This is a genomic window from Vibrio sp. THAF64 (assembly GCF_009363455.1).
Classification (GTDB): domain Bacteria; phylum Pseudomonadota; class Gammaproteobacteria; order Enterobacterales; family Vibrionaceae; genus Vibrio; species Vibrio coralliilyticus.
Window position 1 is genome coordinate 504,521 of the sequence record NZ_CP045356.1, and the last position, 22,323, is coordinate 526,843.

Sequence of the window (22,323 nt, forward strand, 5' to 3'; positions counted from 1 at the left end):
ATAATGACTAAGTTATTGATCAAAAATGCAAAACTACAAAATCAAGAAGGATTGAAACAGATCCTGATTGAAAATGGTCAATTTCAACAGATCCTAGATAACGACATTGCTGTTAACCACTCTGGTGACATTTTAGATGCAGAAGGTGGACTCGCCGTTGCGCCATTTTGTGAGCCACATATTCACTTAGATACAACTCAAACGGCCGGAGAACCAAGCTGGAATATTTCCGGTACGCTTTTCGAAGGCATTGAACGCTGGGCTGAGCGCAAAGAAATGCTGTCTGCGGAAGACGTTAAAGCTCGTGCAAAGCAGACTCTGAAATGGCAAATTGCCAACGGTGTTCAACACGTTCGTACTCACGTTGACGTATCGGACCCGACACTTGTCGCTTTGAAAGCGATGGTTGAAGTGCGTGAAGAGATGAAAGAGTGGGTAGATATCCAAATCGTCGCTTTCCCTCAGGAAGGCATCCTCTCCTACCCAAATGGCAAAGAACTGCTTGAAGAAGCCGTGAAGATCGGCGCCGATGTGATCGGGGCGATTCCTCATTTTGAGTTCACTCGCGAGTATGGGGTTGAGTCTCTCCACTATGTATTCGAGTTGGCAAGAAAGTATGACCGCTTGATTGATGTGCACTGTGATGAAATTGACGACGAACAATCTCGCTTTGTCGAGACCTTAGCCGCTCTGGCCCATAAATATGAGATGGGAGATAAGGTTACGGCCAGTCACACAACAGCGATGGGGTCCTACAACGGCGCTTATGCGTCGAGACTTTTCCGCTTGTTGAGAATGTCGGGTATTAACTTTGTTGCCAACCCACTGGTCAACATCCACCTACAGGGCCGCTTCGATGATTATCCGAAACGCCGTGGCGTCACTAGAGTCAAAGAAATGCTCAAATCCAACATCAATGTGTGTTTTGGACATGATGACGTATTTGACCCATGGTATCCCCTAGGGACAGCAAATATGCTTCAAGTGCTCCATATGGGCTTACATGTTTGTCAGGTGATGGGCTACGACCAAATCAACAATTCATTGGATCTCATCAGCACAAATTCAGCACGTACGCTGAATATCCAAGACAAGTATGGGTTAGAAGAAGGTAAACCTGGCAGTTTGCTGATCCTGCCTGCCGAAAATGGATTTGATGCAGTGCGACGCCAAGTGCCTGTCCGTTACTCAATACGCCATGGTAAGGTGATTGCACAAACTCAACCGGCAGTAACCTCTATTCACCTTGACAGTGAAGAGCGCATCACTTTTCAGCGATAACGCTAGTTAGAATCAAAAAAGGGAAGCTTGAGCTTCCCTTTTTCATTTACAACGTTGTCGTGCCGACTTTCAACTTAAATGGTCGAATTCGATTTATTTGGATAGCATTCTTTTTCTCTATTCGGATATGACACAGTTCAAGAACTAAGCCAAATGCCATCGCAAAATAGACGTACCCTTTGTTGATGTGGATAGCGAAACCTTCTGCCATCAACAATCCACCAAGTAGCACTAAAAACAGCAGGGCTAAGGTTTTAAATCCAGGGTAACGGCTCACTAGGTTATTAATCTTTTCCGCGGTTAGAACCATAACCACCGCTGAAGAGAGAATGGCAGCAACCATAATGGGCACTTCACTCGTCAATCCAACCGCAGTAATCACAGAATCCATCGAGAAAACGGCGTCCACAGCCACTATCTGTAGCAAAACCACAGCCAGCCCAGTTCGTACATGAGTTGAATGTCCCGCTTCTTGGTGCGCTAGCCAGGCCCAAAGCTCCTTGAGACTTTTCAGCAATAAAAAGGCGCCACCTGCGATCATTATCAAGTCACGCCCAGTAAAGCTCGATGACATGATTTCCAATACAGACTGTGTGAGCGACATTACCCATGAAATCGAGAAGACTAGGACAATTCGAGCAATAACAGCCAACGAAATACCCAAGTTACGGGCTAGTTTTCTCTGATGAGCGGGTAGGCGTTCGCAAAGCACAGATATAAACACAACATTATCGACACCAAGTACTATTTCCAGTGCGAAAAGTGTTGCGAAGATAACCCAAGTTTCGGGTTGCATGAAAAGTTCTAACATAGGGTTGCCTCCTCGGATGAAGAAGCCAGAAGTGTGTTCAGTCGACTAAAGGGGTCGTCCATTTAAGTTTATTACCTTTATTGCTTAGGGATCGTCAGTAGACCACTCGCCAAGGTAATTCACAATAGCGCTATTTGTAACAATTCGTAAAAGAAAACCCCACTAAACTTTCGCCTAGTGGGGCTTATTCTTACTCGCAGCAATCCGGCTACTAATAGGTGCTCCCTGCATCTATTCCTTGATAGTACGCTGATTCCTTCAGCACTTTCCTTATCATCGCCTTCCTAGCGGTGTCCTCGGCAATCCAGCCCGTTAGCTATCCTCGCTAACTCTCATCGCTTTATCCTTAAGCGGTGTCCTGAATCTATCGTCCTGATAGAAATTGCCTTATTCCTTTAAGCGTCCATTAACTTTCCTTGATGTAACCATCCTAGTTACTAGCGTCCAGCCAATGTCCTTTGCTTTCCATGCCGACCATTCGTCCTGAATAATCGAATCTTCGTCCTGAAGATGACCTATCCTTGGGTCTTTCCTGTTCCGTGTCTGCTTCCTGCTGACAACTTAAGATTAAGTCAGTAGCGCTTTTTCACAATGGTCGATTTCGTCTAATATGATATCGGCCCGAATGTGAAAAACTAAAATAATCAAATAATATCAACACCTTAATATCAATAAATGACTGTTTCCTAGCATTTTACCATCATTAAACTTACGTATTTGTAAGAGATCTCGCACAAGAGTCATGGTCGTTTACTCCTCTATCGGAACACCTTGTCAGCAAAAAATTGAGATGTAAATCACATTTGTAGCGCGCTATCATTTTCTGAAATCGCTAAGGTACTGAATTTTACTGGACTAACTCAGCCGAAATTAGGATATTATTACCTGATCTCTATCACATTACGTTTGTTTATCTCCCTAAGCAGGGTTTTCTTTCCTAGAGGAATGACTGAATGATTTCTAAATGGGCACAACGCTTTTATCAGATGGCTGTCCTTGTGGGCTCTTGGAGTAAGGACCCTTCGACTCAGGTTGGCGCTGTCATCACGAAGCAAAACCGTATCGTTTCAGTTGGGTTCAACGGCTACCCACATGGAATCTCCGATAGTGCGATGACCGATGAGAGAGAGATGAAGTATCTCAAGACACTTCATGCAGAAGAAAACGCTATTCTTTTTGCTAAGCGTGATTTAGACGGATGTGAAATTTGGGTCACGCATTTCCCTTGCCCTAACTGCGCAGCCAAAATTATCCAGACAGGTATTTCAGCAGTGCACTGTCCTGAGCAGACCGAAGACTTCTTGTCTCGTTGGGGGGAGAAAATTAAAATCAGCCAAGATATGTTCCTTCAAGCAGGCGTTAAGGTAAACTGGCTACCGCTAGAAGATTTACAAGACAACGTGTAAACGTTCAAACGTGTCAAACAGTTGCTGGGACTTGTACGGTTTAGGTAAATAGGCGTCCATACCCGCTTCAAAGCAACTATCAATCTCTTCAGGCAGGACGCTCGCCGTTAAAGCGATAATAGGCGTTCTGTCTCGCCCTTGTTCTGTTTCCCATTTTCTGATGCTACGCGTTGCTGTCAACCCATCCATAACTGGCATCATGCAGTCCATCAGGATTGCCGTATACAATCGCCCCGACTGAAACATATTCACCGCTTCTGCGCCGTTACTGGCAATCTGGTAATTCATTCCAACTTTGCTGAGAAAGAAGCTAGCAATCTTCTGATTCATCAAGTTATCTTCGACAATCAGCACACAACGGCTTTCATTTATTGGGTAAGGCTGGGGGCGTTCATTATCAGAGTAACTGGTATTGATCTGGATAGAATTGAGAGCCTTGATGATGGCTGCTTCAAATCGGCTTCCCAAGAAGGGTAAAGTCAGATTAGATGATACAAGCGCTTCTGCATCCGGCAACATATATAAGTGATGCTGCAAACCGATGATCTCTGAGAAATTAAAACGAGCTCTAAGAGACGCTAAATCGCGGCGCGAGCTGTGATGTGGATGGTAACAATAGAAAATCAAATCAAACTGTTCATCAAGCATCGTCACTTCATTAGTGCTCTCAGCAGCTGTCACTGCTAAACCAAAGCGCTCCGCTTCACTCTTTATCAACGACTCATATTTGCTGTCATTTACAATAAACAAAGCTTTTCCCTTTGCTTTGTCCTTACTCGTTTCAACAACAGATTGCGCAGGTATGACGAAGCTAAAGCGGCTACCTAGACCGGGCGTAGAGCTCGCCGTAATACTGCCTCCCATTAATTCAGCAATTTGACGACAAATCGCTAACCCCAAGCCAGTGCCTCCATAACGACGGGTAATGCTGCCATCTTCTTGGGTAAATGGCTCAAAGATCTCTTCCAATTTCTCTTCGTTTATTCCCACTCCAGTGTCCACCACACTGCAGTGCAAATAGGCCTTCTCACCTTCATTCATGAGCTTGACTACCACGGACACCGAGCCATCTTGGGTAAACTTCACTGCGTTACTAAGCAGGTTCATCAAGATCTGTTTAAAACGAAACTCGTCAATGTACAAACTATCCGGAATGTCTGGGGACAACGTTGCTCTGAGTTCAACTTGCTGTTTAAGAGCTTTAGTACTGACCATGTTCATCGCTTCAAAAACCGCTTCGCGAACATCCGCATGACTGGGAGATAACGTCAGGTTGCCAGATTCGATTTTCGACAGGTCGAGAATGTCATTGATAAGTACTAATAGCGCGTGAGAAGAAACATCAATGTCACTGAGAATATCTTTTTGCGAGGAATTAAGACGACTATCCGATAGGATCTCGGTCATGCCCATAATGCCATTGAGCGGAGTTCTGATCTCATGAGACATGTTAGCCAAAAATACGCTTTTTGCTTGGTTGGCAGCCTCTGCATTTTCCTTGGCGACGACTAGATCCCGTTCATGGTCTTTCTGAGCCTGAATGAGATAGTTGATGTTTTGAGCAAACTTAGAGAACTCATCCTTGCCATCCACAGACACTAATTCAGTACTGCCGCTATTACGCATGCTGCCCATTACAGCCAGAATTTTTGCCAGCTTGGAATTAATACGATAAAGCGTACTCGTCCCCCAAAAAAACATCACGGAGAACACAATGAAACCGCCAATAGCGATGACGAGAAGCGTGTTTTCACTGCGCTGAATACTGCTCAGCAGTTCTTCGTGCAATTTTGATGAAAACAGGCCAAGTTGTTTTTCTACCAGGGCATTACGTTGCTCGATCGCAAGTGCAAAATCCCCAAGGCGTCCACGGCTCCCCTCATTAAGCAACATGTGCTGTTTGTAATAACTACCACGCTGGAAATCGCGACTCGCGAAAATGTTAAGTAGCGTGTTTATCTGGTCAGAATCTGCCCCCAAATTGATGAACTTATCGAGGTAAAATTGCTGCCTTTCGCTGATCTTGAAATACTCGGTGGCATACTCCGCATAAGAAAGGCGAATACCTTTGATTTCCTGGGCCAACCATGCTTCTTGCTCCATCCAAAAGTACAGCCAGCTGAGGTCACTCAATACAAGATCGAGTTTATGCACTTTTAGCTCGGTGCTATGGCTTTCAATGGACTGAACGTCACTGTACAGATCATACAAAACCGCATAAATCAGCCGACCTAGCTCTAAGCTTCCGTGAGAGCTGACTGTGGCGAGCTCAGGTAGGAGTTCGTTGAGTTCCTCAATGTAGCTTAAAGTGTGATCCGACTGGCTCATACTGCCACTAACGTGTTCTTCAGCGTGCGTCACGCTCGTTATTGAATTCAACGATTGCTGCGCCATCCCAAGCGCAATGGCTGCGCTTTGCCCTTCAATGCGGAGTGCAAGCGCTTCGTAGACGTAACGAGAAAAGGCAGACAAATGCCTTAGTGTCTGATTTTTTTCATTGATAACCGCGTAGCTGTGAAGCCTGTCCTGAATATGCACTACCGTATTGGCGGTGAACAAAATAATAACTAATGTAGGAATAAGGCATAAAATCAACAACCGACTTTTTATTGATATGTTAGTGAGGAGCATTGAGACTCGTTCCTTCGAATCATTTTTTGAACCACTAGGCCTATAATATTAGTTCATATTAAATTCGCTTCTTATTAACAAGAGTAAAATTAAGGTGATTTTTTCGAGCGACAAGGGATATATTTGCTTAAGCATTTGACAGCATTAACATTACTACTTTTCTGTTTTCAGTCTCTGGCATGTAATTTTGCCATCGTCACCCTGAACCCAGAGATAAACGTATTGCGCTCTAATCAAGTTAAAATGCTCTATCGAGGCCGTACTTCAAGTATTGGCGGTCAACCTATTAGGCTGATGGATCTCCCTAAAAACTCCACCCAACGCCAAGATTTTTACTACTCGTTATTGAATAAAAGCCCAGCCCAGATGAACGCTATTTGGGCACGCCAAAGCTTTTCAGGCAAAACACCAGCCCCCAACGAAATCGCTCACACTTCAATGAAAAATATTACCTTATGGCTGAGCAAGCATCCCAATGGCATAGCCTATGTTCCAGTCGATATGATTCCAGAACAAGCTAATGTCCTCTTTACACTCTGTAATAAAGGCTAGGATTATGGAGCTACGACAAAAATCATTTTTAATAATCGCACTGGCTAGCTGCCCTGTTACCGCTCAAACTCAACTGGCTAACGAGCTGAATCTAAGCGGCTTTGGTACCGTTGCTGCTGCCAAAAGCGATAATAATACGCCTGTGTTCTATGGCCGCGATATAGCCGATGACTGGTGTTTCGATTGTGATACCACTTTCGGTCTGCAGTTGGATTGGCAGATTAGTAATGAGCTGCGCTCAGTATTACAAGTGCTCAAGCGACCTCAGGACACTTTCTCATCCCCAATTCTAGAGAGAGCCTTTATCGAGTATTCAGACTCAGGGCACCGCTATAAAGTCGGACGATTGAGGTCACCGATGTTTATTATGTCTGAGTACTACTACGTCTCCAGCGCCTATCCATGGTTACGATTGCCCATAGATGTCTATGGGGGCAATCTAGGTATCACCCATTTTGAAGGTGCATCTGCGGAGTTTAACTTCGAGTTGTTTGAGCAATTTCAACTCAGCCTTACCCCCTTCTACGCTCTGGATAACGAGGAGAATTACGAACTTTATGGACGCTCTTTCACCTTAGACGTGAAAAATGCATATGGCTTCAGTGCAGATATCTATATAGAAGACAGCCAGCTCCATGTCTCTTATACCGATGTTGAGGCACGACAGATTTTTGCTAACCAACCAGACGTATGCTTTAACCTCCACTTAGTCAGCTTTGGGGCAAGCCATACGATTGGTAATTGGCATCTCCAAACAGAGGCAGTGCTTTCTGAAGATATACGCGCTAACTGGTATGCGGGTATAGACTATCGAATCGATATGTTTACGCCTTACATACAATATGGGCAATCAAGAAGAACCAAGGAGAGTAATAGCTACTTACTCGGGGTCAGATACGATTTTACACCTCAATTCAACGCCTCATTTGAGTGGCAACAAATACAAGGTCGAAAAAACGTGATCAGCGGCCAGTTCACCTTGCCACAAAACACAAGTGAATCGTTTGCTTCTAAGGTCGACTTGGTGTCTATAGGTTTGTCGTTTACCTTTTAAGTAGTTTACGTGCTACAGATCAACATACATTTAGTTCTTACACTATGATTTGCATACTTTTTGTGTGTTGAGTATTTTTTATCGAAAAATAAGTAACATACCCTGCAAAAGTCAATAGGTCATACCGACAATAAACCATGACTAAATCGTAACAAAACCAGCCAATTACTCTGCAATTATTTTTTCTAGCAGAATAAGATGTTAGGCATTACAATCCTGCCGCATAAAAATTACATAATTAAAACACTTTTTATCTCTGCTCACTCCCCCTACACAGTGAAGTAGAGTCAGTCCCCAAAACGTGAAAGGTCCAAACAAACAATGAGTCCAGAGAAACACCTCCTTGACTGGCAAACGAGCCAAACGATTGCGGAAACTATCTCTCCCCTACTAGGTCAACTTTATCGCGAAAAAGGCGTCGAAGTTCTACTGTTCGGTAAAACTCTGGTGAATGCAGCGACCATCGATATTATCAAGACGCACCGTCTTGCTCGTCGCTATACAGGAACTCCACTATCTGCAGATCAAACGCTTCCTCTGATTAAAGCACTATCAGAAATGGAACTGTCACCATGTCGTATTGATGTAGGCCAACTGGCTCATCAATTCTGGCAAGGTCGCGATGATGAGCACGGTGTCAAAGACTTCCTACATTCTTCTCTAATGGGCGCGATGAACGGAGAGACCGTTACTGAGCCTCGTGATGTTGTTCTATATGGCTTTGGCCGTATCGGCCGTCTACTTACTCGCCTATTGGTTGAGAAAAGTGGCCCTGGCTATCCGCTACGTTTACGTGCAGTTGTTGTTCGTGGTGGTAAGAAAGGCGATCTTGAAAAGCGTGCTAGCCTACTTCGTCGTGATTCAGTTCATGGCCAGTTCAACGGCAGCATCATTGTCGATGAAGAGCGTAAAGCAATCATTGCAAATGGTAACTACATTCAGTTCATTTACGCTAACAAGCCTGAAGAAATTGACTACACCACTTACGGTATCAACAACGCTTTGGTTGTCGACAACACAGGTGTTTGGCGCGACGCTGAGGGCCTAGGCCAACATGTAGCCTGTAACGGCGCTGAAAAAGTGCTACTTACGGCACCAGGTAAAGGCGATATTAAGAACGTTGTGTTTGGCGTTAACGAAGAAGTTATCCAAGCGGAAGATACCATCATCTCTGCGGCAAGCTGTACCACTAACGCAATCACGCCAGTACTTAAAGCCATCAACGACAAGTATGGTGTACTATCAGGCCACATTGAGACTGTTCACTCGTTCACTAACGACCAGAACCTGATTGACAACTTCCATTCAGGCGAGCGTCGTGGCCGAAGTGCATCACTCAATATGGTTTTGACCGAAACAGGTGCAGCGAAGGCAGTCGCTAAGGCGCTACCAGAACTTGCTGGTAAGCTGACTGGTAATGCTATTCGCGTCCCTACTCCTAATGTTTCGATGGCGGTTGCTAACCTGAACCTAGAAAAAGGCACCGACAAAGAAGAGCTGAACGAGTATCTTCGTGAGATGGCGCTAACTTCTAAACTGTCTGCGCAAATTGACTACACAGACTCGACAGAAATCGTTTCCAGTGACCTTGTTGGTTCTCGCCATGCTGGCGTAGTAGATGGTGCTGCAACGATTGCTCAAGACAGCCGCTGTGTATTGTACATTTGGTATGACAACGAGTTTGGTTACAGCTGTCAGGTTGTTCACTGTATGGAACAAATGATGGGTGTACGTTATAAGACTTACCCTAGTAAGTAATCGAATATCGCCCCTGAAAGATTCAGGGGCAAAACTCCACAACACAATTATAAAGATATACCCCCGTACTTGCCGTTTTCTTGATGAAAGCGGCTTTTTTGTTGCTGACGAATTTATTCATCTTTCATTCATTTCGATTTGTTTAATATTGAGGATAAAAGAGAGGTGTAAATTATGAATAGAGTGATTTCGAGCGCATTGGCGCTGTTTATTGGCTTCTTTACCATCATTTTTGGCCTGATCCTAGCAATTCCCTTAACCATCGCGGCTCTGATTACAGGTAAGAAGATCGAAAAAGCGATTAAGAAAAACGCATCAACATTTAACAACCAGCCATCGAAAGGATCTGTGTTGGAGGGAGAGTATGAAGAAGTGTCAAAGTAAAAAGGAAAAGCTGGAATACATCATGCGTAAAAAAACCGCGCTGGCATTTTACTTTGCTGCAGCCGTCACGGCAGGCCTTGTGGGCTGCAGCACGCCTTCTAAAGATCCAGCTTATGACAAAGCTGACACTTTACCTGAATATCAGCAGAGTAGCTTTCAGGAATACATCGCTGACACCAAAACTTGGCTGACGGAAAATCGCTTGTTTCTAACGGGAAATCAGCAGCAAGAGCTAGCACAAGTTTTACCACGAGAGTATGTGCCTTCTGAGCCAAACGGACAAGGTGTGCTTCTGGTACACGGTTTGGGCGACTCTCCATACTCTTTTACAGATATCGCCACACATCTAGCTGAGCAAGGTTACTTGGTGAGAACAGTCTTGCTGCCCGGTCATGGTAGTAAAGCTGGCGACCTGCTGCTACCTAGTTTAGAAGACTGGCAAGGAGTCGTTCACCATCATATTGGCTTACTAAAGCAAGACACCGATTCTATTTGGGTTGGCGGTTACTCTACGGGCGCGAACCTTGTCACTTCTGAAGCATTGTCTGATGAAGATATCAATGGCGTATTATTGTTTTCACCCGCCTTTGAGCCAGGGTCAACGACAGTCAAGTTTGCCGAGCTCGCGAGCTACTTCATTACATGGGCCGATCAGGATCCAGAAGACAATCCACTGCGCTACAACTCATTACCAATGAGTGCGGCAGCTGTTTACTATCAAACATCAGCACAAGTAAGAGATAAACTCGCGACAGCCAATTACGACAAGCCCGTGTTTATGCTCATGAGCGAAGCGGACAGTGTCATCAACACTCAGTTTTCAATTGATACCTTTACGCAAAAAATGAAGAACCCAAACAGTCGTATTGTCTGGCAAGGGGAGCACGATCTCACGGAGCCACGTTCAACCCGATTCTCAATGAACCTGCCTGAACAGAGAATTTCTAACGGCTCTCATATGGGACTGCTCTTTTCGCCAAATAACCCCAATTACGGCATCAATGGAACGAATATAATTTGCTCCAACGGTCAGGAAGAAACCGACGCAGCAAAATGTGCTCAAGGTGAACAAGTCTGGTATTCCGCTTGGGGTTACACCGAACCCGGTAAGATTCATGCTCGCCTGACGTACAACCCTTACTTTGACGAAAGTATGCAGATCATGGATTCCGTCATGTCATCTCGAATCTAACCACTCTTCATCATGCCCTGAATTATCAGGGCATGATGAGCGCCACTCCATTTCTGGGGCTCCTGCGTTTTTTCGACTAAGCTGGAATTATTGATTGCAGTTTATTGAAGTGTTTGTTAATAAGTTTAACAAACACATAAAAACAAAGGATTGACAGATGAGTAATGGTCAACGCGATATAACACTAAGATTTCTAGCTGAACCCGGAGATGTCAACTTTGGTGGTAAAGTTCATGGCGGCGCCGTCATGAAATGGATCGATTTGGCAGCCTATGCCAACGCAGCGGCATGGAGTGGTAAGTACTGTATTACGGCATATGCAGGTGGTATCCGCTTTGTTGCTCCAATACACGTCGGTAATTTAGTTGAAGTCAGCGCCAAAGTCATTTACACAGGCAAAACCTCAATGCATATTGCTATTGACGTCCAAGCCAGTGATCCAAAAGAGCTGAAAAATCGCCTGACAACGCATTGTATTGTCATCATGGTTGCGGTAGACGGAGAAGGCAAACCTTCACCTGTCCCTGAGTGGATTCCAGAAACCAAAGACGATATTGAATTAAGAGATTCAGCGATTCGTTTAATGAACATGCGTAAACAAATCGGTGAAGAAATGGAAGCGCATGTAAAGTATCTGAAATAACATTCCTATCAAAAAAAGAGGCTTAAAGGCCTCTTTTTTCGCTTTTTTATGTCAGATTAATATCATCGCAACACATCTGTCATTTTTCCTTCATCTTGGTTTGATTAAATCCGCAATCGATTAAGTAGAATGAAGGAACTGGCGTGAACCTTAGCCATACAACACTTAGCGAAACCACCTTAGCCAACCCAAAGGCTGTTGAATACCAATGGGTACGCACTATGTATGTTGAAGGCTACGCCGATTCGGAAATCAACCATTATATTCAAACCTGCTTTGGTGGTGACGATACCTTTGCTGACCTGTTTCGTCGAGTTGCGCTTTCTCAAGAAAGTATTTACGTGCTACTTCAGTATTTAGGATGTGCGCCTTCTAATCGCGAATTTTAACCCAAACGACACTGACTATTTAGAAATCCAGAGTTTGTAAAAATCGCTATACCCCGTTGGCCTAATTTGCACACCACGAACTTGCTGCACTTTCGTTACTTCCTCTTTCCCACAAAAAAGCGCCACACAACGTTTACTCTCATATAGCTCTTGCTCTATTTTCTGTAACTCGACAAGAGGCACGTGTGCACTCACTGCTTGACGAATTCTCTGTTGATGAGTTTCCATGCCCCGCTCATTTAACGCGAAACGTAGCCCCGTCGAGATGGATAGCCACTCAAACAGGCCGTATTCAAGAGGCGCCTCGACTATCTCTTCAATCAACATAAGATCAGCATGTGCAGTGGCTGCCTCAGGGTGACTAATGTCTTCGACAATATGGACGTCAAGTTCTAGTCCCGTTGAACGGATCAGTCTATGTAACCATTTTGCATTACGAATTAAACTGGGAATGGTCCAAATAGGCTCTGCAATCACCACTCGACCTTCAAGTTTTGGAGGCTCAACCGGCAACATATTTTCCGATAATTGTTGGAGGTCTACCCCCTCAACAGCGTTATCTTCATCATAATCGTATTTACTTTGGGCAATGTAGTTAGCTAACACATCCCAAGTAGCTGGGTTTAGCTCACTGTCGGCACGCTCATGATAGGTGAGATAAGAGAAGGCATTGATTGATTCTACTTCAACTTCGCCCACTTCCTGATTAAAGCTAAGCGCATTTTCAATTATCTCTGTGTTGTGAGACAGCGTCACCTTTTCTATCAAAGCCCGTGCAGCGTAATAATCATTGTGAGCTTTGAGAGAAAGGCTTTCTTCATTCCATCTATCAACCTTATACGGTCCGGTTCCGACATGGCAGGTATAACCATTACCGAAACATAGCTGATCTCGACAAATAATAGACGCGTAGGGCATTGCCAAAGCGTAAATAAATAATTTATTGGGAAAGTTCAGTGTAATCTCGACTTTGTCGGAGGCAGTAATATCTATTGTTTCAATACCACTCACCAGATCTCGAACCGGGCCAGAGTAATCGCGTAGGCGCTCCAAGCTCCAAACCACATCCTCTATTGCAAGCAACTCACCATCATGCCGGTAAATCAGTGGTCTAAGCCACAAACTGATCACATTGTCATTCTGTTCCCAATGATGGGCTAACCCAGGCAGTAGGCTGCCGTCTTGGTCTTGTCTTATCAAAACATCGTAAACACTTTTAATGACTTGCAACTCTGAGGCGCGATAAGTTTGGGCGGGGTCAATGGTATTGACCCAAGGATAGGAGGAAATAAATACTGAGTTAACTTGCTCGTTTCTCTCGTTAAACTCTTCAGCAGCGACACTGAGTGCTCGAATCGCAACTAATCCATAACTTTCAAGCAATTTCGTAATGACTTTAGACTGCGCTTGTTCGAGTTCATAAAGAAAAATAATGGAGAGAACTTGTTGGAGAGATTTTTTTACCTTAAGTTTACTGCTCTTGCCACGCCCTACTGCAGGCTGCCAATACACCCAGCCAATATTCGCTAACTTACCCATTACGGTTGAAACATTGCGTCTTGAGGTACAAAGCACAGTCTCAAGTTCACCAAGACCAACTGAGTAAACCTGATTAAGCTGGTACTTTTTAAGTAGCAACTCAAGGTATCTTATATTCACATCGTTCACGAATACTCCAAAATTCATCGCCCCTGTTTAAGAAGACATAAGGAGCTCTAAAAATAGAGCTCCTTCGTTTCATGGCTAGAAGTGATAACTTAAGCCTAGTGACAGAGTGGTAATATCTGACTCTACACTCAAGGTTTCGTTACCAATTTTAACTACCTCAAGCTCAGGTCTAATATAATCAAACTCAGCACTCAGCTTGATATTTTTAGAGATTGCAAACTCAGCACCTGCACCATACATTCCTGTGATAGCCTCATCAGAAACTGTAGCATAACTCGTTTTGAACTCAGCACCGAAGTATGCGATCCCCCCTTTAACAAATAGATTGAATCGATCACCAATTGGCAGAATGCCTTTAGCTTGTGTTGCCAAAAACGTCATATCACCAATAGACACATAAGAGCCATCGATAGCATCATAACCACCAAGTGAGCCTTCTATCGCGAAATAATCATTGAACTGATAACCAACAAATAGCTTCGCTGCCGTGCTGTCATCATCTTCCAAGTCTAACTTGTATGAGCCGTTTCCAAATAAAGTGGTGTTGTAAGAAGAGTAAGTGTCTTTAAACTTAGCTTGACCTACTGCCACACCAAGATAAGGGTTTGCGTTTGCAACCGAACATATTCCCGCAAGTGCGATCACTAAAATTGATTTTTTTAACATTGTATCTACTGCCTATCTTATTGAACTTTCAGATTGACACTTCCCTATGTAGCCAATGTTTTCCCTATCATTGGGTTTCGAAACAGAACTGATAATAGAGCTTTGCTTATCAATAAAACACGCAGAATATTTTCGTAAATTTTCTACTTTTTTTATTCACAACTCAAAATAAAGGTCACTTTTCTTTCATTTCTGTATGTAATCCAGCAGAGAATGGGCCCCATTCTCCCCTCAAGAACCAGTGACATACTATTTCTGTAAGTATCTACATTTCATTGAAATTAAAAGATAAGTAAGACTGTTGCAGAATGAATACGTAGTGAAAAGACATAAAAAAACCCGATTAAACTCGGGTTTTGGTTACAAAAACTGTTAGTAGTGAAATAGTAAGGAATCTAAGCTAACAGCCAGCTATGCGTAACGCCAGTTTTGCCCTCTTCTTAACTGATCGGCGGCCAAACCAAAAGTGTTAAGTCGAGAAGTAAAAATCCACCTGCATAGCAGGTGGCTTTGGTTGGCCCCCTATAAGGGGGCTCACTGCTATTTATCTAACCCTAGAAGCATTTGTCGCTCCTCTTCTTCTTTCCCCACACGATCTTGGTGCCTGACGTATCTACGTATAATTTCCTCGTTCATCCCTACCGAATCAACAAAGTAACCTCGTTGCCAGAACTTATTACCCCAGAGCTTTTTCTTTCTCAAATACGGAAATTTGTTAAACAACCTAATCGCTGTACGACCTTTAACAAACCCCATGTAATTTGAGATACTCATGCTCGGCGGAAGCCTCACGACTAAATGGACATGATCAATTTGGACGTTAAGCTCGACAACCTTGCATTTCTTCATATTGCTGTAAACGTAGATACTTCGATACAGCTCTTTGCCTAAATTTCCTTTCAGAATCTTTAGTCGATATTTAGGTGTCCAAACAATATGATATTGGCACCGATGATAAACGTGTGAAGCGGATTCATATCTGCTCATGTTCGTTATTTCCTTCATTTGTTGGTTGCAAACGAGGACATCTTGAACATGAGCGTTCTTCGGGCAAAGCCCAAAAGAACGATCACCACCTTCTAAAGAAGGTGGTTTAGGGCCAGAAAACAAAATGGGCGACCTCACGGTCGCCCTTATCGTTCTTATTAGCCTTTCACACCACCGGCGGTTAATCCTCCGACCAACCAGCGCTGCGCAAGTAAGAATACGATGGTAATTGGTAGTGCAGATAATACTGCTGCTGCCGCGAAATCACCCCATAGATAGTTTTGGGGGTAAAGATACTGCTGCATACCAACCGCTAATGTATATGAGTTTACATCAGAAAGTAGCAAAGATGCCACCGGAACTTCACCGACCACCATAATGAATGACAAGATAAACACTACTGCAAGAATTGGCACCGACAAAGGAAGTAGAACCAATCGGAACGCCTGCCAAGGTGTTGCTCCATCCAATGCTGCCGCTTCTTCTAGCGAATTATCAATCGTCTCGAAGTATCCCTTAATCGTCCACACATGAAGCGCGATACCGCCGAGGTAAGAGAAGATCAAACCGCCATGAGTATTCAGACCTAGGAATGGAATATACTGGCCTAGCTTGTCAAATAGAGCATAAATCGCCACCAATGCTAGTACAGCTGGGAACATCTGAAAGATCATCATTGCCTTAAGGATGGTGTTCTTACCTTTGAACCTCATACGTGCAAACGCGTATGCCGAGGTTGTAGAAAGTGTCACGATAAGAATCGAGCTAATCCCAGCGACTTTTACCGAGTTCCACAACCATGTTAGAACAGGGAATGGCGGTGGAGTAACTGAACCATCCGCATTAGTTACGGAAAAGCCTAATGCCAGCTTCCAGTGCTCTAAAGATGGGTTTTCTGGAATAATGCTCCCCGTTGCGAAGTTACCTTCACGGAAAGAAATCGCGATGATCATCAACAGCGGGAAGATAATCAGTGCTAGGAACGCCCACATTGCGATGTGAGTAGCCCAAACACGGTATTTTAATGACTTGCCTTGTACCATTGCCATTGTGTCTCTCCTTAGTCCTGAGCTACTTTTGTTACACGAAGGTTCAATAGCGCTAGCGCACCAACCAACAAGAAGATAAGCGTAGCGATTGCACTTGCCAGACCAAAGTCCTGACCACCAGCACCTTCAAATGCGATGCGGTATGTGTAGTTAACCAATAGGTCGGTGTAGCCCGCAGGCTCCGACGTACCAATCATGTTCGGACCACCTTGAGTCAGAAGCTGAATCAATACAAAGTTGTTGAAGTTAAACGCAAAGCTCGCAATTAGTAGTGGCGTCAGTGGTTTGATCATAAGTGGCAGCGTGATGCGACGGAAGTTGTCGATAAAGTTCGCTCCATCAATCGCCGATGCTTCATACAAATCTTCTGGAATCGCTTTAAGTAGGCCCATACACAGAATCATCATGTAAGGGAAGCCTAACCAAGTGTTCACGATGATGATCATCAGTTTCGCCAAGAACGGGTCAGAGAACCACGTTGGGCTGATGCCAAACATCGCCTCCAAGACCATGTTCACTTCACCAAAGCTCTGGTTGAACAAACCTTTGAAGATAAGAATCGAGATAAAGGCAGGAACAGCGTAAGGCAGTATCAACAATACGCGATAAATCGCTCGCCCTTTCAGCTCTTCCCATTGAACAACACTTGCCAGAACCAAACCAATCAGAACAGTCAGAGCGACACTGACTGCCGAGAATACAATCGTCCAGATGAAGATACTAATAAAGGGTTCTTTGATACCGTCATCTTTCCAGACACGCTCAAAGTTATCAGTACCAATAGTTACAATAAAGCCTGGTGAGACAGTTGAGCCTACAAATTGACCATTTTCATCAACTGGTTGGTAAAAGCCGACTTCATTGTTAGGGCGTAGGTTTTCTTGCGTTTCATTGTTGTAGAGCGTCTCCCCATCCGCTTGCAAAGTGTAAAGTGGGACAACTGCCGCAAACTTGCGCAAACCACTCATACGAATGTCTTCACCTGACGGCAAGTGCAGGTCTACAGCGCCAAGAACAGATTTATTCTTGATGATGGCTTTAATTTTCTCTTTTTCACCTTCAACTTGCTCGACAGGAGTCAACGACATATCACCAGATAACGTAGCGAGGTTGAATTCTTCTGTTGCGAACAGCTGATCACCTTTTTTCACAGAGATACGGTGGCCATTCTCTGTCTTGATAAGAGAGAACGGGTAGCTATCACCACTTTGATAAGTACGATCAAGCAAAACAGACTGAGCACGTTCAAAAGAAAGCTGGTTTTTCGCACTGTAGTTAGTGAAGGCAAGACCAACGGTGTACGCCAGCGGGAACAGGATGAATAAAATCATGCCTGCGATACCTGGGTAAATGTAGCGATGTGCGTAAGTCTTTTTACTACCAAAGATATAAAGGGCAAGTGCGGTTATGATAAGGGTAAGAAGTGCAAACGCAATCTCACCACGTGAATACATTAGAATCGTCGCGTAGCCATTAAGAATACCGACTGAGCCAAGAAGCGCCCACTTTATGAATACATTTTTACTTGAAGGCAAGCTCGTTGTTGGTGATGTCATAGCATCTGTACCTTGAACTGACTGCATAAAAGAACCTGCTAGCGATAATAAAACAAAGAAATGAAGGAGGGGTTACCCCCTCCTTAAAAAGGTCGACAATTATTTTGTCATTTGTTTTTCTGCGTCAGCCAGTGCTGCATCTACAGACTGACGACCATCAACGATGTTGATGATTGCGTTTTTCGCGCTGCCCCAGAATGCGTTCATCTGAGGGATGTTTGGCATGATTTCGCCGTTCATCGCGTTATCCATTGTCGCTGCAATGCGCTTGTCTGCATCTAGCTCACGTTGGAAAGAGTTAAGCGCTACCGCACCTAGTGGCTTGTCATTGTTAACTTTACGTAGACCGTCGTTAGTCAGTAGGTAGTTCTCGATGAACTCAACCGCTAGATCTTTGTTTGGAGAAGCTGTGCTGATACCCGCTGTTAGTACACCAACGAATGGTTTAGAAGATTGGCCATTGAATTTAGGCAGAGTGGTTACACCGTAGTTGATGCCAGATTTCTCGATGTTACCCCAAGCCCATGGGCCGTTGATGGTCATCGCTGTATTGCCTTGGTTAAACGCAGACTCAGAAACTGAGTAATCCATATCAGAAGAGATCACGCCTTTGTCTACCAGACCTTTTACAAAGTTCATTGCGTCTTTGACGCCATCGTTCGCGATACCCGCGTCTTTGATGTCGTAGCCTTCTGCGCCGTATTTGAACGCGTAACCACCATCAGCCGCCATTAGTGGCCATGTGAAGTATGGTTCTTTCAGGTTCCACATGATGGCAGACTTGCCTTCTTTCTTCAGCTTAGTGTCGAGTGCTTCAAATTCTTCCCAACTCTTAGGTGGGTTTGGCACTAGGTCTTTGTTGTAGATAAGAGACAGAGATTCAACCGCAACTGGGTAACCGATGATTTTGCCGTTGTATTTAACCGCATCCCACGCGAAGTCTACGATGCCTTCTTTCACTTCTTTAGACGGCTTAATTTCACTTAGAAGACCTGCTTCAGCGTAACCACCAAAACGGTCGTGAGCCCAGAACACAATATCAGGACCATCACCGGTCGCTGCAGTTTGAGGGAACTTGTCTTGAAGTGCGTCTGGGTGAGCAACTGTTACTTTGATCCCCGTTTCTTCTTCAAACTGTTTTCCTACTTCAGCAAGTCCGTTGTAACCTTTATCGCCGTTGATCCAGATAGTTAATTGACCTTCTTCGATAGCAGCATTTGCACCAAATGAGCCAAGAGCAACTAGGGTACCTAGTGCCACTGTGCTTAGGGCGTTTTTCATGATCATATCCTTTTTATATTTGTGTTGTAGGGTTCCACCGTTCAGAGGTTTCACCGTATTTCGACATACATTTTTAGCTAAACTGTCAATTAGCTCATCCTCCTACTCCCTACGCCCTCGGTATTATGGCCTATTTTCGTGATCGTCATCCTTCGACGAAGGCGACCAGAATCACAAAAATGACGCTTAACGTGATCGGTTTCACTATCAAACCCCAGATTTCTTTGAACTCGATCTAACTCCGTGCGATCAGCCCTCCTCTCCCTACTCCCCGCCTACTACCCCTTTAAAAAAAATCATCAGGAGGATGCAGTAACAGTCCAAGAAAGCCAAACTACAGTCATCCAAGAGTGGATGGTAAGAACCCTTTCCAGTGTGTTTATGATTGCTTTGCAATCAAACTAAAGCTGGTTTGCAATGCCGTGGGGTTCGCTGTTATGAAGTAGATGTTCGTAGTGATTCTGGTGTCATTACCAGTTTGGATTCAACGGGGGAGACAGTTACTTTCATACGGGGGAAGCGAACTTTATTTTGGCTTTGACGGGTGATGCGATTGAATCCATCACCCTTATTTTCTTACACTTCAATTCACCTTACCGAATTCCTACACTTACTGCTCGCGCGATAATTCATATAATGATGGGCAGTAAAATAAAAATATTGATCGAGGGCGAGCTAGATGGCGAGTGTCACGTTAAAAAATGTATGTAAAGCTTATGGCGACGTTTTAATCTCAAAGAACGTTGATCTGGACATTCAAGAAGGCGAGTTTGTTGTCTTCGTCGGTCCATCAGGCTGTGGTAAATCAACTCTGCTACGTTGTATTGCTGGTCTAGAAGACATTACTTCAGGTGATCTTTACATTGGTGAAGAGCGCATGAATGAAGTTGAACCTTCTCAGCGCGGCGTAGGTATGGTATTCCAGTCTTACGCGTTATACCCACACCTGAACTTATACGACAACATGTCGTTTGGCCTCAAGCTGGCGAAAGCCGACAAAGGTGAAATCGACAAGCGCGTTGAACACGCAGCGGAAATTCTTCAACTGAGTCACCTGCTAGATCGTCAACCAAAAGCCCTTTCAGGTGGTCAGCGTCAGCGTGTAGCGATTGGTCGTACTCTGGTTTCTCAACCTAATGTTTTCCTTCTTGATGAACCACTATCAAACCTAGATGCAGCTTTACGTGTTCAGATGCGTTCTGAGATTACTAAGCTTCAGCGCAAACTAGGTTGTACCATGATTTATGTAACTCACGATCAGGTAGAAGCTATGACTATGGCTGATAAGATCGTGGTATTGGACGCAGGCTATGTTGCTCAGGTTGGTAAACCACTTGAGCTATACCATTACCCTCAAAACCGCTTTGTGGCTGGTTTCATCGGCTCACCTAAAATGAACTTCATGAGTGTCTTCATTGAAGCTGTAGAAGACGATCGAGTCATGGTTCAACTGGCTAACGGTACCACTTTCTGGATTCCGGTTGATGGCCGCACGGTAACACGTGGCGAGCGTATGTCACTGGGTGTGCGCCCAGAACACTTGCTTCCAGCTGATCAAGGTGATGCTGCCATTGAAGGTGAAGTCAACATCGTAGAGAAGTTGGGTAACGAAACTCAGGTGTACATGCACATTGATGCAGCTGACGCAGATATGATCTATCGCCAACCAGATACGCTAGCGGTAGAAGCTGGAGACAAACTGATGGTAGGCATTCCAGCACACCGTTGTCACTTGTTCCACAGTGATGGTAAAGCTTGTCGCCGCCTGTACAAAGAAGCAGGTGTTGATTTCGAAGCATAATCATCAACCGATTAAAACAACGCCCGGCTCAATGCCGGGCGTTTTCATTTTCGTTACCCCATACTATTTTGGCATTGGATAACTTTTGCTAACGAATTCCGTTTCAACGACTTGTTGCATGCGGTTGGTATAAGAAGCCAACGTATACATGACATTCGCTAGCAAATTAGCATATCGAAACAAAATAGGATCAGGCGATTTTTTACCCGCATGTTCGATCGCCACAAGAGCACGCACAACTTTCTTCGCTTGTGTCCTGCACAAATGCAACTCTGCTGAAATAGGATGCCCTCCGGGCAATACAAAGCCTTTAAAACCTCCGTCTAGCTTTTCACGCAGTGTATTGTAATCATGATAAAGCTCCTGCAGGTTATCCTCAAAAATTGCCAGTTTTCCGCGCACCGAACCATTCAAGTGATAAACATAAGGCTGGACTCGTTGCAGTACATCTCGGCTATAGTCATCCAGATCCATCGTCAGGACCAGACCAATCCTTGTACACAGCTCGTCCGCCGCAATCTCAAAATCACACACTGGACTGTTTTCATAAATAAAGGGATAACAAATTTCCCCATGATCCTTGCTTACAGGTTTCACGCTTTTCCCTTTCAGATACAACAAAGGGAGCCAGTATAGCTCCCTTATCAGACAGTTTTCGACTTAATTGGACAGCTTAAGCGTTTTCTACCTGCTTATGACCTTCTTCAAGGTGAACAAAATCAACCAGATCATCACCTGATACCTGATAAGCCTGACCAAAGCCTTTTACAAAAAGGCCTTTCTCCGCTTTCAGGTTGAATAGAACAAAGTCTTGCAGTTGGCTCAGACCATCAATGATTTCACCGAAGCGTTCTTTCATCTGGCCCACAATTTGTTGCCATTGTTCAGACTCACGATCAACGACACTTGCTACCGCATCAAATGTCAGACGCTTACGCGCAAACAGCTGCTTTGACGTATCTTCGTCTTCGATCATCATGATAGAAACATTTGGGTTAACCTGAAGGTTGCGAGCGTGGCGCGCAATTTCTGAGATCAGAATGAAATAACCTTCCTGGTTTTGAACAAATGGCGCGTAGCTCACGTTCGGTTGACCATCAGCATCAACGGTGGCTAGCTGAAGCGTGCGGCGCTCTTGGCGAAACTCTTTGATTTCCGGACCAAGACGACCTTGAAGACGCTCTTGTTTTACTTGTGGATCCATTTTGAACTCC

20 protein-coding genes are annotated in these 22,323 nt (G+C 44.4%); 10 read left to right on the forward strand and 10 right to left on the reverse strand.

Annotated features, from left to right (window positions below):
- Nucleotides 1-3: 3 nt before the first annotated feature.
- The gene (locus tag FIU99_RS18860) at nt 4-1,281 is read left to right on the forward strand and encodes a cytosine deaminase (RefSeq protein ID WP_006960658.1); all 1,278 of its coding nucleotides are present in this window, start codon (nt 4-6) and stop codon (nt 1,279-1,281) included.
- 46 nt (nt 1,282-1,327) lie between these two features.
- On the opposite strand, the gene FIU99_RS18865 is transcribed toward FIU99_RS18860, so the two are convergent.
- Nucleotides 1,328-2,092 carry a TerC family protein gene (locus FIU99_RS18865; RefSeq protein ID WP_006960657.1) on the reverse strand — a complete coding sequence of 255 codons (765 nt, stop codon included), beginning with the start codon at nt 2,090-2,092 and terminating at the stop codon, nt 1,328-1,330.
- Nucleotides 2,093-3,045: 953 nt separating this feature from the next.
- Between FIU99_RS18865 and FIU99_RS18870 the strand changes: the two genes are divergently transcribed.
- A complete protein-coding gene (locus FIU99_RS18870; RefSeq protein ID WP_006960656.1) occupies nt 3,046-3,498 on the forward strand; it encodes a dCMP deaminase family protein in 453 nt (150 codons plus the stop codon).
- Here FIU99_RS18870 and FIU99_RS18875 read toward each other — a convergent pair.
- Nucleotides 3,481-6,129 carry an ATP-binding protein gene (locus FIU99_RS18875; protein ID WP_006960655.1) on the reverse strand — a complete coding sequence of 883 codons (2,649 nt, stop codon included), beginning with the start codon at nt 6,127-6,129 and terminating at the stop codon, nt 3,481-3,483. The two genes, FIU99_RS18870 and FIU99_RS18875, sit on opposite strands and share 18 nt — an antisense overlap.
- Nucleotides 6,130-6,252: 123 nt before the next feature.
- On the opposite strand from FIU99_RS18875, the gene FIU99_RS18880 reads away from it, so the two are divergent.
- From FIU99_RS18880 to FIU99_RS18910, 7 genes are all read left to right on the forward strand, one after another.
- On the forward strand, nt 6,253-6,681 hold the full coding sequence (locus tag FIU99_RS18880; RefSeq protein WP_039951956.1) for a hypothetical protein: 429 nt from the start codon (nt 6,253-6,255) through the stop codon (nt 6,679-6,681).
- 4 nt (nt 6,682-6,685) lie between these two features.
- Nucleotides 6,686-7,735 (forward strand): porin, encoded by a 1,050-nt coding sequence (locus tag FIU99_RS18885; protein WP_099608550.1) that lies wholly within the window; start codon nt 6,686-6,688, stop codon nt 7,733-7,735.
- 321 nt (nt 7,736-8,056) lie between these two features.
- A complete protein-coding gene (locus FIU99_RS18890) occupies nt 8,057-9,493 on the forward strand; it encodes a glyceraldehyde-3-phosphate dehydrogenase (protein ID WP_006960652.1) in 1,437 nt (478 codons plus the stop codon).
- Between the two features lie 174 nt (nt 9,494-9,667).
- On the forward strand, nt 9,668-9,877 hold the full coding sequence (locus FIU99_RS18895) for a hypothetical protein (RefSeq protein WP_006960651.1): 210 nt from the start codon (nt 9,668-9,670) through the stop codon (nt 9,875-9,877).
- 22 nt (nt 9,878-9,899) lie between these two features.
- A complete protein-coding gene (locus FIU99_RS18900) occupies nt 9,900-11,069 on the forward strand; it encodes a carboxylesterase (protein ID WP_039952060.1) in 1,170 nt (389 codons plus the stop codon).
- Between the two features lie 157 nt (nt 11,070-11,226).
- Nucleotides 11,227-11,712 carry an acyl-CoA thioesterase gene (locus FIU99_RS18905; protein ID WP_006960649.1) on the forward strand — a complete coding sequence of 162 codons (486 nt, stop codon included), beginning with the start codon at nt 11,227-11,229 and terminating at the stop codon, nt 11,710-11,712.
- A 143-nt stretch (nt 11,713-11,855) separates the two neighbouring features.
- Nucleotides 11,856-12,101, forward strand: a complete 246-nt coding sequence (locus FIU99_RS18910; RefSeq protein WP_006960648.1) for a hypothetical protein — start codon at nt 11,856-11,858, stop codon at nt 12,099-12,101.
- 15 nt (nt 12,102-12,116) lie between these two features.
- On the opposite strand, the gene FIU99_RS18915 is transcribed toward FIU99_RS18910, so the two are convergent.
- The 6 genes from FIU99_RS18915 to malE form a co-directional block, all read right to left on the reverse strand.
- Nucleotides 12,117-13,769, reverse strand: a complete 1,653-nt coding sequence (locus tag FIU99_RS18915; RefSeq protein WP_006960647.1) for an ABC transporter substrate-binding protein — start codon at nt 13,767-13,769, stop codon at nt 12,117-12,119.
- Between the two features lie 75 nt (nt 13,770-13,844).
- Complete coding sequence (locus FIU99_RS18920) at nt 13,845-14,435, reverse strand: outer membrane beta-barrel protein (protein WP_006960646.1); 591 nt, start codon at nt 14,433-14,435, stop codon at nt 13,845-13,847.
- 540 nt (nt 14,436-14,975) lie between these two features.
- Nucleotides 14,976-15,422, reverse strand: a complete 447-nt coding sequence (gene tnpA / locus FIU99_RS18925) for an IS200/IS605 family transposase (RefSeq protein ID WP_039951144.1) — start codon at nt 15,420-15,422, stop codon at nt 14,976-14,978.
- A gap of 158 nt (nt 15,423-15,580) precedes the next feature.
- Nucleotides 15,581-16,471 (reverse strand): maltose ABC transporter permease MalG, encoded by an 891-nt coding sequence (gene malG / locus FIU99_RS18930; RefSeq protein ID WP_006960645.1) that lies wholly within the window; start codon nt 16,469-16,471, stop codon nt 15,581-15,583.
- A gap of 11 nt (nt 16,472-16,482) precedes the next feature.
- Entirely contained in the window at nt 16,483-18,054 is a 1,572-nt protein-coding gene (malF, locus tag FIU99_RS18935; protein ID WP_039951955.1) for a maltose ABC transporter permease MalF, read from the reverse strand.
- A 72-nt stretch (nt 18,055-18,126) separates the two neighbouring features.
- Nucleotides 18,127-19,308 carry a maltose/maltodextrin ABC transporter substrate-binding protein MalE gene (gene malE, locus FIU99_RS18940; protein WP_152472462.1) on the reverse strand — a complete coding sequence of 394 codons (1,182 nt, stop codon included), beginning with the start codon at nt 19,306-19,308 and terminating at the stop codon, nt 18,127-18,129.
- Between the two features lie 679 nt (nt 19,309-19,987).
- Here malE and malK point away from each other — a divergent pair.
- On the forward strand, nt 19,988-21,109 hold the full coding sequence (gene malK / locus FIU99_RS18945) for a maltose/maltodextrin ABC transporter ATP-binding protein MalK (RefSeq protein ID WP_006960640.1): 1,122 nt from the start codon (nt 19,988-19,990) through the stop codon (nt 21,107-21,109).
- Between the two features lie 63 nt (nt 21,110-21,172).
- On the opposite strand, the gene FIU99_RS18950 is transcribed toward malK, so the two are convergent.
- A complete protein-coding gene (locus FIU99_RS18950) occupies nt 21,173-21,706 on the reverse strand; it encodes an ATP:cob(I)alamin adenosyltransferase (RefSeq protein WP_152472463.1) in 534 nt (177 codons plus the stop codon).
- A gap of 76 nt (nt 21,707-21,782) precedes the next feature.
- The gene (hutZ, locus tag FIU99_RS18955; RefSeq protein WP_019277743.1) at nt 21,783-22,313 is read right to left on the reverse strand and encodes a heme utilization protein HutZ; all 531 of its coding nucleotides are present in this window, start codon (nt 22,311-22,313) and stop codon (nt 21,783-21,785) included.
- Nucleotides 22,314-22,323: the final 10 nt, after the last annotated feature.